Genomic DNA, 13,849 nt, shown 5'->3' on the forward strand with positions numbered 1-13,849 from the left:
GGCGCTTGAAAATGCCGCGAAATCAGTCCCGTAGGCCTTTGTTAATCCGAGCCGCCCGCAGGCGTTTTAACAAGGGGTTTAACAAAGGATTCAACAAAGGGGCGAGCAAGGCTAGGTCCGGCAAGCCGATCGACCGTGGCCCAGGTGAGGTGCGAATGAGTACGGACACCAGTGAAAAGGGCCTCGAAACCCTGATTGTGCGGCACATGACCGGCACTGACGGCCTCTCCGTCACGCCGAATCAAGTCGCCGAGCGTCCGCCACCCTATGGCGGCAGCGGCTACACCGCGGGCTGCGCCCAGGACTATGACCGCGCCTACGCGCTCGATGTGCCCCAGCTGTTCGCCTTTCTGCGCGCGACCCAGGCACCGGCTTTTGCCAAGCTGGCGATGCTTGATGCAAACGACGCGCGGGACATCAATCGGCTCAAGTTTCTTACGCGGCTGTCCGCCGAGGTCGGCAAGCGCGGCATCATCGATGTACTCCGCAAGGGCATCTCCCACGGGCCGTTGAGTTTCACGCTGTTCTACGGCACCGCTTCGGCAGGCAACGTCAAGGCCGAAGCCCTGCACGCCGAGAACCGCTTTCGATCACGCGGCAGCTCGCCTACAGCAAGGACGAATCGCGCCGTGCGCTGGATCTCGGCCTGTTTATCAATGGGCTCCCCATTGCCACCTTCGAACTCAAGAACAGTCTCACCAAGCAGACCGTCAAGGATGCCATCGAGCAATACAAACGCGACCGCGACCCACGCGAGCGACTGTTCGAATTCGGCCGCTGCGTGGTGCACTTCGCGGTGGAGGACAGCGATGTCGCGATGTGCACCCACCTGCAGGGTAAGGGCTCATGGTTCCTGCCCTTCAATAAAGGCCACCACGACGGCGCCGGCAACCCACCCAACGCCTTAGGTATCAAGACCGATTACCTATGGAAGGACGTGCTCACCCCCGCCGGGCTGACCGACGTCCTGGAGAACTATGCGCAAATCGTCGAAGAAGTCGACCCGCGCACCGGCAGAAAGAAGCGCAAGCAGGTGTGGCCGCGCTATCACCAACTGAGTCTCGTGCACCACGCGCTGGCCGATGCGCGCGCCACCGGTGCGGGTAAGCGCTATTTGCTCCAGCATTCAGCGGGCAGTGGCAAATCGAACTCCATTGCCTGGCTTGCCCATCAGTTGATTGGGCTAAGACGTGATAACCAGCCCATCTTCGACTCTGTCATCGTTATCACCGACCGGCGCCTGCTCGACCAACAGATCCAGACCACCATCAAACAGTTCATGCAGGTTGGTGCGACAGTGGGCCACGCCAAACACTCCGGCGATCTGCGGAACTTCATTCAAGCGGGGAAGAAGATCATCGTCTCGACCGTGCAGAAATTCCCGCACATCCTCGACGAGATTGCGCTTGAAGCGACCAAGACTTTTGCCATTGTCATCGACGAGGCCCACTCCAGCCAGGGCGGCAAGACGTCGGCAGCGATGAGCCAGGCGCTCGGCGCCACTTCGGACAATGACGATGACGGTCCCGACCCCGAGGACACGGTGAACGAAGCGCTGGAGAAGCGCATGGCGGCGCGCAAGTTGCTGAGTAATGCCAGCTACTTCGCGTTCACCGCCACGCCCAAGAATAAGACCCTGGAGATGTTCGGCGAGGCCTTGCCGCCCGATGCCGAAGGCAAGATCAAGCACAGGCCCTTTCATAGCTACACCATGAAGCAGGCCGTCGAAGAAGGCTTCATTCTTGACGTGCTGAAGAGCTATACGCCGATAAACAGTTACTACAAGCTCGTCAAAACCACCGAAGACGACCCGTTATTCGACACCAAACGCGCCAAGAAGAAGCTGCGCCGCTATGTGGAAAGCCACGAGCATGCCATCGGCCTCAAGGCCGAGATCATGATCGACCACTTCCATGAGCAGGTGTTGGCTGCGGCCAAGATCGGGGGCCAGGCGCGGGCAATGGTGGTGACCAGTGGCATCGAGCGGGCCATACAGTACTTCCACGCCTTCAAGACCTATCTCTTGGAGCGCAAGAGTTCGTATCAGGCGATCGTCGCGTTCTCTGGCGAACATGAATATGACGGAGCCAAGGTAAGCGAGGCCTCGCTGAATGGCTTTCCGAGCGGCGACATTTCCGAAAAGATCCAGAGCGACCCTTACCGCTTCCTGATCTGCGCAGACAAGTTCCAGACTGGCTACGACGAACCCCTGCTGCACACGATGTACGTGGACAAAGCGCTCTCAGGCATCAAGGCCGTGCAGACGCTTTCCCGCCTCAATCGCGCCCATCCAGGCAAGTACGACTGCTTCGTCCTCGATTTCCAGAACAACGCCGATGCGGTCACCTTCGCATTCCAGGACTACTACCGCACCACGCTACTGGCCGATGAGACAGACCCGAACAAGCTGCACGACTTGAGAGCGGCGCTGGACGATGCCCAGGTCTATGCCCCGGGTCAGGTTCAACAGCTCGTGGAGCTATTCCTGGCCGGTGCAGAGCGCGAACAGTTAGACCCGATACTTGACGCCTGCGAAGAGATCTACAGCCACGCTCTGGACGAAGACCAGCAGGTGGACTTCAAGAGTAAAGCCAAAGTCTTCTGCCGGACTTACGCCTTCCTCTCGTCAATAATTCCCTACGGCAACACCGAATGGGAAAAGCTTTCAATCTTTCTCGAACTCCTGACGCCCAAGCTGCCCGCGCCGAAAGACCAGGATCTTGCGAAGGGCATTCTTGATGCCATCGACATGGACAGCTACCGGCTCGAGAAACAGGCCGAGATGAAGATAGCGCTGTCGGACGAGGACGCGGAAATCGAGCCCGTGCCGACCGACGCGAGCGGCCGTAAGCCTGAGCCCGAGCTGGACCGCCTGAGCAATATCCTCAAGACATTCAACGAGCAGTTCGGCACCACCTTTGCCGATGCGGACCGCATATTCCGGCACATTCGCGATGACATCGCGCCGAAGGTTGCCGCTGACGCGGACTTTCAGAACGCCAAAATGAATACGCCACATACCGCCCGCATGGCTCACGACAAAGCGCTTGGTAAGGCCACCCAGGGTTCCATGAAGGATTTCACGCAGTTCTACAAGCAATTCACGGAAAACGAATCGTTCAAGCGCTTCGTCAGTGACATGGTGTACGGAATTACGAATCAGTGACCTGTGGTTATTGAGCTTGGATGGCTTGAAGTCTGACGCCACTTGGAAGCTCGTCGCCGAACTCACTGCCACCTGAGGCCCTATGACCACCACGCCACCAGTCAGCCCACCAATGAACTACGTCCTCGTCGATTTTGAGAACGTGCATCACATCGACTTGTGTCTCATCGGCGCCAAGACCGTGAGCCTGACCATCCTGGTCGGCGCCAAGCAGACCAAGCTAGATGCCGAGACGGTGGTGAAACTGTTTGAGCACGCGGCCTCGGTGCAACTGATACGCCTGTCGGCCAGCGACAAGAACGCCGTAGACTTTGCGCTGGCCTATTACCTCGGCCGAGAGGTGCTGGCGGACCCGGGCGCTTACTTCCACATCGTCTCCAAGGACAGCGGTTACGACCCGCTGATTGCGCATCTTCAGAGCCGCCATGTACGGGTGCGTCGCCACAACGACTTCACCACCCTGACTTTTGCGGCCCCACCCAAAGCGGCGCCCGCTGTGCCCAAGCCCGCCAAGCCCAAGTCGGCGGCCGCCGCGCCCAAGACCGCAGCGGCCGGGCCTCCCGACCCAATGAATCTCGTGCTGGACCGTCTGCGCAAGCACACCACCAATCGCCCGAAGAAGAAAAAGACGCTGCTCAGCCATCTAAAGGCCAACCTCGGCAAGGAGGCCAGCGATTTAGACGCCGCCCAACTCCTGGAGAAGCTCATCAAAGCCGGGCGCATCGAGATCGATGACAAAGAGGGCGTGACCTATCGTGTCTAAATGGAGCCCGACCGTTTTGGGCAGCGGCGCGGGCAACATGGCAACCTAGCTAGCCTAAGCGAGCGAGCCGGGGTTACTTTCGGGGACGGCACCCGCCGCTGGCACAAAGATCCAGCCACTGACTCGTCCGAGCTAATCCAGAATGTTCCGAAATATTCCTCCTCGAACAGCTCGCCCGGCCAGTTGAAACTGGCGCCACCCTACCGGGAGATTCTGGCCCCTTGGATGAGCCGAGTCCGAGCACACACATTTTTCAAACCGGACTCGAAATCCAATAAGTGACGGCGTATAAATATCCGCACACAACAGGTCTGTCCGGTACCTGTAACCGAGCGCTGCACTTCGGGAGAACTGGGCATAGCTGCAGCAACCGTGCTGGATGCGCGCGCGACGGAATAGCAATCCGTATAACCTAATCAAGCGCCCCTGGAAGGAGCGCAGGACCGACCGCAAAATGGTCGGGACGTTGGGGGTTCTCACATAACTGAGTCTGTACGAAGTACGTTTCTACGTTATGGCTCGGCATAGTTTCTTGCCGGTGCCGCCCTCAGCAAGGACCTCGCGGTCGCTGCTGATAGTTGATGCGAGCGATGCTCGCTTAATTTAACGCGCTACTTAAAACTAGCGCGTACTTGTTCGACGTATTGCGGCCTCGCCCCGCGAGAACCGCTTGTTCTACATTTGCGGCCGGCCTACGCCGTCACCGCACTGCGCTGCGGCGTTCGACTTCGGTCGGATGTCGGCAGCGCTTCCACCCTCGGAGCACTGTCGTGCTCCTGCGGCACGGGCGTGTGTGCGTGAATCGCGAGATTCACGCCACGCGACCTTGCCCGTTCCACCCAGTCGTCACGCCAGCTTCGCGCTGCGCAATGGCGACAGTTTTCACCTGCATCCGGACTCAGGCGCTTCACCGCGTCTAGGCGATCTGCCAAGGCCGTTGCCGTAGCGAAAGCTGCGCCAACGGTCCTGGAACGCTCGAATGCCGAGCGAGATTGCATGGGTCCGCGTCGTCACTGGCCAGCGTTCAGCTGCCAGTGACGACGCGTCGCAAGCCGCACCACGTTTGGGTTTGCGCCGTGTTTGCAGAAGTGATGACCACGCGTGACGACGTCTTGCGACTACTCGCGCCTTCTCTACCTTGCGCGCAATGCGCTGTTCGGTGCGCCCCCCTTAAGGGCGTCCTTGGGTTCGGGATGACAGAACCTCGATGCACTCGCTTCCAACAGGAACGGGCATCGAAGCCAAGAGCCGGTGCAGCGGCGGCAATGCGTTTAGGACTTCTGCACAAACCGGGATCGGTGTCCCGGGCTCAATCAAAACCGTCGCGCTTCGGCACGCCGGCTGAGCACTACCACTTACCGAATAGACCGCACCGAGAAATGGAACAGGAAAAGGAAGGCGACACATGGATCACAAACACACAACGGAAAAGTCGCGCAAGGCGCTGCCGGCATTCGCCGCGGAAGTCTTGCGGGTGGCGGCAACCGTTCGGCCGCGTGTGCAAATGAAGGATGAGGAATCGAACATGAAGAATCTGATTTATAGCTTGCGCCAGATCTGCCGGCACAATCGCGACGGCTCTTTTAAGACGCAGTCCGATCGCGAAAGGATGCTGATCTTGATCGGCAAACAGCTGGACGAGATGGGTTTTAAGCTGGACACCGCCGGCAGCTTGAAGACCAAGCATGTTGACGCCTTGGTCAAACGCTGGACCGAGGAGAAATTAGGCAGCGGCAGCATCAAGAACCGCATGAGCGCGCTTCGCTGGCTGGCCGCCAAGATCAATAAACAGAACATCGTCGCGCGCGGCAACGATACCTACGGCATCGCCGATAGGCGGCACGTCACCAATGAGGACAAGGGACGCACCTTGACTGAAGGGGACGTGGCGGCGGTAACCGATCCCTATACGCAGATATCACTGCGGCTGCAGGCCGAGTTCGGACTGCGGCGCGAGGAGAGCATCAAGTTCCAGCCGAGCTGGGCAGATCGGGGGGACCGCCTGGTGCTGAAGCCGTCTTGGACTAAGGGCGGACGGATGCGGGAGATCCCCATCCGCACCGAAGCACAGCGGGCGGTAGTCGATGACGCCAGGGCGCTGGCGGCGACGACACGCGAGGGCTCGTTGATTACGCGGGAGACCTATGTCGCGCAATTGCAGGTCTTCAAGCACCACTGCGACAAGGCCGGCATCCACCACGTGCATGGTCACCGGCATCGGTACGCCCAGCGCCGTTACTGGGAATTGACCGGCCGGGCCTGCCCTTCGGCCGGCGGGCCGAGTTCGCTCCGGCTGACCGGGGAGGCCAAGGCGCGGGACCGCGAGGCGCGACTCATCATCAGCGCCGAGCTTGGCCATGCGCGGGAGCAGGTGACCGCCGTGTACCTCGGTCGCTGACGCCGACCTCCGGTACGGACAGCGATGGAACTACTACCCCGATTTATCCGTGCCCGAGACGCCCACGGCTACTGCGGGATGTGCCGCGCTGTGTTCAATCAGGTGCTCAGGCCCTACCTGACCGAGATCCCCATCGGCACGCAGGGCCTGGCCTTTGATCGCCTTGAGATGGACGCAGCGCTGGAGCAGTATAAATCCCGCAACGGGCGTCCCGCGAAGCAAGGAGGATTGCTATGGGACGCAAAACCACGCCCGGCCTCTTCAGACGAAGAGGCACGTGGCATATCGACAAAGTCGTACACGGACGACGACTTCGAGAGAGCTGTGAAACAGGCGATATCGAGGAAGCCGAGCGCTACCTGAATCACCGGATCCAACAGATCCGGAATGCAGCGGTGTACGGCATACGGCCTCGGCGCACGTTTCGCGAAGCGGCGACGAAGTTCTTGTTGGAAGAGTACAAGCGGAGCTTGCATCGGGACGCCCAGGACTTGGCCCTGGTCGTCCCGTTCATAGGGAGTCTGGCTTTGGACCAGGTGCACATGGAAACGCTGAAACCCTTCATCGCCGCGCGGCGTAAAGCTGGGGTCAAGAGCGGCACGGTGAACCGGACGTTTGCCGTCGTGCGACGGGTCTTGAACCTGGCCAGCCGCCTGTGGCGGGACGAGAACGGCCTGTCCTGGTTGGAGACACCGCCCTTGATCCGTTTCGTGGATTGGAACGACAGGCGGCGGCCGTATCCGCTGTCCTGGGAAGAGCAGGATCTGTTGTTTCAGCAGATGCCCAAACATCTCGCCACACTGGCCCTGTTCAAGGTGAACACAGGCTTGCGCGAACAAGAGGTGTGCGGGCTGCGCTGGCAACAGGAGCAGGTGCTGCCGAGCCTTGGCACCAGCGTGTTCGTGATCCCCGAGAGCGAAGTCAAAAACAAGGAAGACCGTCTGGTGGTCTTGAACAGCATTGCGACCTCGGTCATCGAGGCGCAGCGCGGCTTGCATCCGGTGTGGGTGTTCCCGCACCGGGGTAAGCGCATCACCAAGATCTATAACAGCGCATGGAAGCACGCGCGGGATAAAGCGGCCGCGAAGTTCGAAGAGACGTTTGAAGTCGAGTGCCCGTATGGCTTTGCCAATATCCGGGTGCACGATCTCAAACACACCTTCGGACGTCGTCTGCGAGCAGCGGGTGTGCCGCTCGAAACACGCAAGGCGCTACTCGGCCATAAGAACGGTGACATCACGACGCACTACTCGGCGGTCGAGATCACTGAGTTGCTCGAAGCCGCTGAAAGAGTGTGCTTGAGGACGGTCAACGGCCACGGTTTGGTGTTGATTCGTGGAGGTTTTTCACCGAAATCCCCACAAATCTCCCAACGCAGGCCAGTGCTCGTGCTGGAGGGAGAACGTAACTAGATGAAAACATTGGTGGCTATGGGTGGATTTGAACCACCGACCTCAGCATTATGAGTGCCGCGCTCTAACCAACTGAGCTACATAGCCGGAGAATCGCCGAAGGCGCCGCGAGAAGCGGCGCCGGGTTCGGGGGCGGGAATGATCGGGGCTGGCCCCGGGCCTGTCAAGGTTAGGGGCGGCTCTTACACATCTTCTACAATGCGGGCCCCTCAAGAATCCGGGTTCGTCATGCAGCACGCCTCCCTGCCGGCCAATGGCCTGGTCGTCAATCACGCCACCGTCGTTCCCGGAGTGGATTGACTACAACGGCCACATGAACGTGGCCTATTACATCAAGGCTTTCGAGATCGGTATCGACGCCTACAAGGCGGTGGTCGGCATGACCCTGGACTACATCGAAAGCGCCGGGCGCTCGACCGTGGCGCTGGAATCCCATGTCACCTACCAGGCCGAGGCGCACTTGGGCGAGGACTTGGCGATAGAGACCCGTATCCTCGCCTGTGACGGCAAGCGTGCCCACGTCTACCAGGAGATGTATCGCGACACGACCCTGCTCGCGACCCAGGAAGTGCTCGCCATCAGCTTCGATACCAATGCGCGGCGCACCGGCCCCTTCGAGCCGGCCATCGCGGCGAATTACCAGCGCCTGGTCGAGGCAGCGGCGGGCGTGCCGCGGCCGTCGTGGGTGGGGCGGGCGATTTCCATCACGGCGCGCAAGCCGGGGTTGAGGGCGAACCCAACTCTACCGTCAGGTGTGCGAGGGATTGGCCCCAACCAAAACCCCCGTCAGCGGCCCCCGCCACTGCGGCTTGCGCTTCTCGGCAAACGCGCGCGGGCCTTCCTGGGCATCTTCACTGGCATAGAGCGATTTGATGCTGGCGTAGTCGGCGCTGGCGGCGAGTTCGAGGCTGGCTTCGGCGAGGCCGCGCTGGACGACGTCGAGGCTGGCGCGAATCGAGAGCGGCGCGCATTCGAGAATTTGCTGCGCCCAGCGGCGTGCACAATCGAGCAGCGCCGGCCCTGGCACCACTTCGTTGACGAAGCCCAGTCGCAGCGCTTCGTCGGCCATCACGCGCCGGCCCGTCAGGATCATGCCGAGCGCCGGCTTCAAACCTATCTGGCGCGGCAGGCGGTGCAATCCACCGGCGGTGGCGGCGAGCCCCACGCGCGCTTCGGGCAATCCGAAATAGGCATGCTCGGCGGCGATGATGAGATCGCAGGCCAGTGCAATCTCGAAGCCGCCGCCCATGGCGAGGCCGTTGACGGCGGCGATCACCGGTTTGCTGCGCTGGTAGTTGGCGGTGAGGCCCGCGAAGCCGAGTTCCGGCACGCGGCGCGCGCCGCCTTCAGCGAGATAGCGCAGGTCGTTGCCGGCGCAGAACGCGCGCTCGCCCTCGCCGGTCAGGATCGCGACACGGGCGTCCGCGTCGGCGGCGAACGCGGCAAAGATGTCGGCGAGTTCGAAGTTGGCGGGCGGATGCAGGGCGTTCATGCGCTCGGGGCGACGCATGGTCACGAGCCAGATGCCATCGGCGACGTCGACGCTTGAGAATTCTGGCACCCGCGCAACTCCCCGATGGCCGAAAGCGCCATCATAGGCGGCGCGCGGTGCGCGCATAAAGCCGCGCCGGCAAGAAGCCGGCGCGTTTACTGCTTACGGATGAGGCGCGCGCTCAGCGCACACCGAACACGACGATGGTCTTGCCGCTGACGCTGATGAGGTGCTGCTCTTCGAGATTCTTCAGCACGCGGCCGACCATCTCGCGCGAACAGCCGACGATGCGGCCGAGTTCCTGGCGGGTCACGCGGATCTGCATGCCGTCGGGATGGGTCATGGCGTCGGGCTCCTTGCACAAGTCCAGCAGCGAGCGCGCGACGCGACCGGAGACATCCATGAACGCGAGATCGCCTATCTTGCGGTTCATCTTGCGCAGCCGCGTGGCGAGCTGCGAGGAAATGGCGAACAACAGGTCGGGGAACAGCGTCGACATGCTCTTCAGCCGTTCATAGCTGATCTGGGCAATCTCGCAGGCATTTTTCGCGCGCACCAGCGCGCTGCGATTGACGTGTTCGTTGAACAGACCGATTTCGCCGAAGAAATCGCCGGCATTGAGGTAGGCCAGCACCAGCTCGCGACCCTCCTCGTCCTCGAGCATGACAGTCACGGACCCACGCACGATGTAGAACAAATCGTGGGACGGATCGCCTTGCCGAATGATGGTGCTCTTCGCCGGGAACTGCCGCCTGTGGCAATGCTCGAGGAAGCGCAGAATCAATTCGTCGGCCTTGCCCTTGACAGGTTGCACGACGCTCATGAAATACCCCGCTGACTTAAGGTCCGCAGACAATGGTCCGCACGACTTGTGAACAAGTATCGTCCATAGTGTGCGATTCTGAATGTTATGGACTTAAGATACTCATTTATTGAGCTTAAAAGCCATCCCGCCGTTGTCATACCGGGCATTTATCACACTACCCGTGGGCCAACGGCACACTCAGCACCGAGGTTTTTGAATCATGAATTCGACGATCAAGTGGGTCGACGACGCGATGTTCGTCGGCGTCACCGGCAGTGGTCACGCGGTGGTGGTCGACGGCCCGCCGGAAGCCGGCGGTCGCAACCTCGGGCCGCGGCCGATGGAGCTGTTGTTGACCGGCCTCGGCTCCTGCACCGCCTTCGACGTGGTCGACATTCTCAAGAAAGGTCGCCAGCCCATCGCGGGCTGCGAAGTCGAATTGCAGGCCGAGCGCGCCGACCAGGTGCCCAAGGTATTCACCCGCATCCACATCCACTTCAAAGTCAGTGGCGCCGGTCTCAAGGCCGCGGCGGTCGAGCGCGCGGTGAACCTGTCGGCGGAAAAATACTGCTCCGCCACCATCATGCTAAGGCAGACGGTCGCCATCACCCACGACTTCGAGATAGTGGACTTGTCCCTCCCGGCGGGGTGAGTCGGCGGGCGCGGAGGCCATCGCCCGCGCCACCATGCGTTCGGCATTGTCGCCCTTGTGCCAGGCGGTGACGCCGCAGGCGATGGCGCCGCTGCCCGGCGCGGTCAACAGCGCGGCGAGCTTGTCGCGCAGGCCCTGGGCGGCGTCGAGGGCGGTTTCGGGCAACACCACCAGCAGGGTGTCGTCGCTCCACTGGCCGAGCAGGTCCACCCAGCGCAGTTGCTCCTTCAGCAGGCGCGCCACGCCGGCCGCGCGTGCCTCGGCGTCCGGCCCCGCGCAATGCACGGCGATGCAGGTCAGTTCGTTCTGGTAACGGCGGCTGCGCGAGATCTCGCTGTCCAGGCGATGTTGAATGGCGGCGCGCGCCAGCACGCCACTGGCCGCCACCGCGCCCGGCACGCCACCGGCGAGCGTACTCAGGAACCACACCAACGCGTGGCCGCGGTCCAGCAGCAGCAGCACCGCGCCGACGCCGCCGGCATGTTCGTAGCGCTGCGTGATGCCGAGCATGGCGCCGTCGATGCGGACTTCCATGGGCTCGCTGCTCGCTTCGGGCGGCGCATAGGGCAGGTCGAGATCGGCGATGGCGCGACCCAGCAGTTCCTCGGCCGGCTTTTTCAGCAGCGTCGAGGTGTAGGCGTTCACCCAGTTCACGTGGCCGTGCTTGTCCACCAGCACCACGCCGATGGCGAGGGATTCAAGGACCGAGCGGGCGTGTTCGGGGTGGATGTCTACCATGAAAAGTCCTGTGTGCATGAGCCACGGCGCGACGCAGCGCAGCCATTCTTAGCGGCCCGCGCCGCTTGCGGCTTTACGCGGCGACGCCGAGCAGGGACAGGAACGCTTCGTCCAGTGTAGACGTGCCTTGGGCGTGAAGCAGGTCGGCCGGTGTGCCGACGTAGACCAGCCGCCCGCCGTCCAGCACCGCGATGCGATCGCACAGCGCTTCGACGTCGGCCAGCAGGTGGGTGCTGAAGAACAGCGTTGTGCCCGTCGCCTGCTGGGCCGCGAGGCAGCGCTTGAAGCGCGCGCGGGCGCGCGGGTCGAGACCGCTCATGGGTTCGTCCAGCACCAGCAGCGGCCGGCGCGCGAGCACGCAGGCGATGAGCCCGAGCTTCTGCGCCATGCCCTTGGAGTAATGGCGCGCCGGTCGCGCCAACGCGGCGGGGTCGAGATCGAGTGCGAGCGCCTGCTCACGGGCTTGGGCGAGGTCGAAGGTCAGGCCGTGCAGGGCCAGGAGATAGCGCAGCAATTCCAGGCCGGTGGCGAAACCCGGCGGGCTGAATCGCTCGGCGAGATAGGACAGGTGCTGGCGAGCGTCGGCCTGGCTGGCCGGCGTGCCGAATACTTCGATACTGCCTTGGTCGGGGCGCGCGAGGTCGAGCAGCGCGCGCAGCAAGGTGGTCTTGCCGGCACCGTTCACGCCGACCAGGCCAAGCGCTTCGCCGCGCGCAATCTCGAGATTGATGTCGGCCAGCACCACGCGCTGGCCGAAAGACTTGCCGACCCCGCGAAAGGCCAGTGCCGGCGCGGCGGTGTCGGCCATGGCGCCGTGCCTAGTAGAGATAGACGGCGTTGCAGTTCTGCTCGTTCTTGGCGATGTCCCAGATGTCCGGCGTCGGCGAGGTGTCGACGCAGGCCGCCTTGGACTGCGACACGCTATCGAACTTGCCACCGGAGGTGAGGGCCTGGCGCACCACGCCGCTCTGGGGCAGGCCATCGTCTATCTTGCGATCGAGTTCGGCCACCACGTTGACCGGGATGCCGGTACCGAGCACCAGGTTGAGTTTCTCGCTCGGCGTACTGCTGCTGTCGTAGTAATCGTTGGAACTGTAGAGCATCAGGAAGCCGTTGAAGGCGTTGCGCGGCGCCAGGTTGACGTCGTCCTGGTCGGGCTTGGAACTACCGCCGGTGTAATTGCCCTGGATGAAGCCCGATTTCGACAAGTGCTCCCACAGCGCGAGGCCCTCGTCCCAGGCATTGCTGCTGTCGAGGCGGCCGCTCGAGTCACCGCCGGTGGTCACGCCGGGAATGGATTTGACCGCGCTGCTCTGCGACCAGTCGCCCGGCACCTGGCGATAGCGATCGATGAAACCGTAATAGGCCGCCTGCACGCCGCTGTTCTGGTCGGCGATGTTGCGCACGCGGGCGCTGGTGATGAGTTCCTGGCCCTTGAGGATGCCTCCGAGCAAGAGGCCGATGATGACCAGCACGATGGCCATTTCGACCAAGGTGAAACCCTGCTGGCGACGGATATTGGGCATGTCTTCGCTCCCGGGCGAGATTCTTCTGCCCTTCGCAGTGCACGCAGCGTGCCAGGGATGTAAGTGACTGATGTCAGGCGGTGGCGCCCGGAATCCAGGCCGAAACCACCACGCATGTGACGAGATCTCGACACCTGCCTGACGAGATCTCGTTCACCGCGTCAATTTTCACCGCGCTGGCGGCGCCGCCTGGCCCGCGCCGCGGCGTTCCAGCTCAGCCAAGCGCTCACCGAGGAAATAGCGCTCGTGGCTGTCGACTATCTTGCCGCTCGCGAGCAGGCCGCCGAGCAGCACCTTGGCGCTTTCCAGTTCGCCCATGTCTTCCAGCACGAAGATGCGCATCTGCCGCGCCCAGTCCGGAATCGCCGCAGCGGGATCGGCGGCGGCCAGCGCCTCGGCCAGCTGCAAAGCCAGCGCCGGATCTTTCAGGCGGTGCTTGGCGAGATACACGCCGTGGGCAAGCCACGGCCAGCGCCGCGCGGGATCGGCGCTGAAGCTGCTTGCGATGAAGGCCAGCATGCGCCGCTGGCGCGGAGCGTCGTCGACTTCACCGTACAGGCGCGCCGCCGCCAGCAAGGGATATTGAAACGTGGGATCCAATTCCAGCATGCGCGCCAGCCACGCTTCGATGGCGGCGTAGTCGAGACCGCGGAACGGCAGGCTCACGCCGGGTTGGTAATCATAGGCCTGCAGCCACAGCATCATGAGGCGCGCGGCCAGCGCCGGCTGGTCGAGGGACACGACGCGCAGCACCGCCGCCGAGGGCGGTGACGGCAGGGCGCTGACGCTGACCCGCGGCGCCTGTCGCAGGCTGGCGAACGTGAGCTGCGCGGCCAGCGCCGCCAGCAGCACGGCCAGCACGCGCCATGGCACGCGGGCGATGGTCTTGATGCGCAT

10 protein-coding genes, 1 tRNA gene and 1 pseudogene are annotated in these 13,849 nt (G+C 62.5%); 5 read left to right on the forward strand and 7 right to left on the reverse strand.

Features of this window, described 5'->3' with window-relative positions; translation table 11 throughout:
- Window positions 1-155: 155 nt before the first annotated feature.
- From IPM80_13525 to IPM80_13540, 4 genes and pseudogenes are all read left to right on the forward strand, one after another.
- A pseudogene (locus tag IPM80_13525) lies at window positions 156-3,166 on the forward strand (type I restriction endonuclease subunit R).
- Between the two features lie 112 nt (window positions 3,167-3,278).
- Window positions 3,279-3,929 carry a hypothetical protein gene (locus IPM80_13530; GenBank protein MBK8959415.1) on the forward strand — a complete coding sequence of 217 codons (651 nt, stop codon included), beginning with the start codon at window positions 3,279-3,281 and terminating at the stop codon, window positions 3,927-3,929.
- A 1,525-nt stretch (window positions 3,930-5,454) separates the two neighbouring features.
- A complete protein-coding gene (locus IPM80_13535; protein MBK8959416.1) occupies window positions 5,455-6,327 on the forward strand; it encodes an integrase domain-containing protein in 873 nt (290 codons plus the stop codon).
- A 233-nt stretch (window positions 6,328-6,560) separates the two neighbouring features.
- The gene (locus IPM80_13540) at window positions 6,561-7,739 is read left to right on the forward strand and encodes a tyrosine-type recombinase/integrase (GenBank protein ID MBK8959417.1); all 1,179 of its coding nucleotides are present in this window, start codon (window positions 6,561-6,563) and stop codon (window positions 7,737-7,739) included.
- 10 nt (window positions 7,740-7,749) lie between these two features.
- Here IPM80_13540 and IPM80_13545 read toward each other — a convergent pair.
- The 3 genes from IPM80_13545 to crp form a co-directional block, all read right to left on the reverse strand.
- A tRNA-Met gene (locus IPM80_13545) sits at window positions 7,750-7,826 on the reverse strand.
- Between the two features lie 661 nt (window positions 7,827-8,487).
- Window positions 8,488-9,357 (reverse strand): enoyl-CoA hydratase/isomerase family protein, encoded by an 870-nt coding sequence (locus IPM80_13550; GenBank protein ID MBK8959418.1) that lies wholly within the window; start codon window positions 9,355-9,357, stop codon window positions 8,488-8,490.
- A gap of 55 nt (window positions 9,358-9,412) precedes the next feature.
- Window positions 9,413-10,054 (reverse strand): cAMP-activated global transcriptional regulator CRP, encoded by a 642-nt coding sequence (crp, locus tag IPM80_13555; protein MBK8959419.1) that lies wholly within the window; start codon window positions 10,052-10,054, stop codon window positions 9,413-9,415.
- Between the two features lie 202 nt (window positions 10,055-10,256).
- Here crp and IPM80_13560 point away from each other — a divergent pair, with 202 nt between their 5' ends.
- Complete coding sequence (locus IPM80_13560) at window positions 10,257-10,688, forward strand: OsmC family protein (GenBank protein ID MBK8959420.1); 432 nt, start codon at window positions 10,257-10,259, stop codon at window positions 10,686-10,688.
- Here the strand turns inward: IPM80_13560 and IPM80_13565 are convergent.
- The 4 genes from IPM80_13565 to IPM80_13580 form a co-directional block, all read right to left on the reverse strand.
- Window positions 10,623-11,426 carry a PAS domain-containing protein gene (locus tag IPM80_13565; protein MBK8959421.1) on the reverse strand — a complete coding sequence of 268 codons (804 nt, stop codon included), beginning with the start codon at window positions 11,424-11,426 and terminating at the stop codon, window positions 10,623-10,625. The two genes, IPM80_13560 and IPM80_13565, sit on opposite strands and share 66 nt — an antisense overlap.
- 73 nt (window positions 11,427-11,499) lie before the next feature.
- Complete coding sequence (locus IPM80_13570; GenBank protein ID MBK8959422.1) at window positions 11,500-12,234, reverse strand: ABC transporter ATP-binding protein; 735 nt, start codon at window positions 12,232-12,234, stop codon at window positions 11,500-11,502.
- Window positions 12,235-12,244: 10 nt separating this feature from the next.
- On the reverse strand, window positions 12,245-12,952 hold the full coding sequence (locus IPM80_13575) for a prepilin-type N-terminal cleavage/methylation domain-containing protein (protein MBK8959423.1): 708 nt from the start codon (window positions 12,950-12,952) through the stop codon (window positions 12,245-12,247).
- Between the two features lie 168 nt (window positions 12,953-13,120).
- Window positions 13,121-13,849 (reverse strand): hypothetical protein, encoded by a 729-nt coding sequence (locus IPM80_13580; GenBank protein ID MBK8959424.1) that lies wholly within the window; start codon window positions 13,847-13,849, stop codon window positions 13,121-13,123.

The organism is Pseudomonadota bacterium, from assembly GCA_016719885.1.
Lineage (GTDB): Bacteria > Pseudomonadota > Gammaproteobacteria.

Coding starts and splice junctions, on each gene's coding strand:
- IPM80_13530 (MBK8959415.1), top strand. CDS start 3,279: ATGAACTACGTCCTCGTCGATTTTGAGAACGTGCATCACATCGACTTG.
- IPM80_13535 (MBK8959416.1), top strand. CDS start 5,455: ATGAAGAATCTGATTTATAGCTTGCGCCAGATCTGCCGGCACAATCGC.
- IPM80_13540 (MBK8959417.1), top strand. CDS start 6,561: ATGGGACGCAAAACCACGCCCGGCCTCTTCAGACGAAGAGGCACGTGG.
- IPM80_13550 (MBK8959418.1), bottom strand. CDS start 9,357: ATGCGCGCACCGCGCGCCGCCTATGATGGCGCTTTCGGCCATCGGGGA.
- crp (MBK8959419.1), bottom strand. CDS start 10,054: ATGAGCGTCGTGCAACCTGTCAAGGGCAAGGCCGACGAATTGATTCTG.
- IPM80_13560 (MBK8959420.1), top strand. CDS start 10,257: ATGAATTCGACGATCAAGTGGGTCGACGACGCGATGTTCGTCGGCGTC.
- IPM80_13565 (MBK8959421.1), bottom strand. CDS start 11,426: ATGGTAGACATCCACCCCGAACACGCCCGCTCGGTCCTTGAATCCCTC.
- IPM80_13570 (MBK8959422.1), bottom strand. CDS start 12,234: ATGGCCGACACCGCCGCGCCGGCACTGGCCTTTCGCGGGGTCGGCAAG.
- IPM80_13575 (MBK8959423.1), bottom strand. CDS start 12,952: ATGCCCAATATCCGTCGCCAGCAGGGTTTCACCTTGGTCGAAATGGCC.
- IPM80_13580 (MBK8959424.1), bottom strand. CDS start 13,849: ATGCGCATCAAGACCATCGCCCGCGTGCCATGGCGCGTGCTGGCCGTG.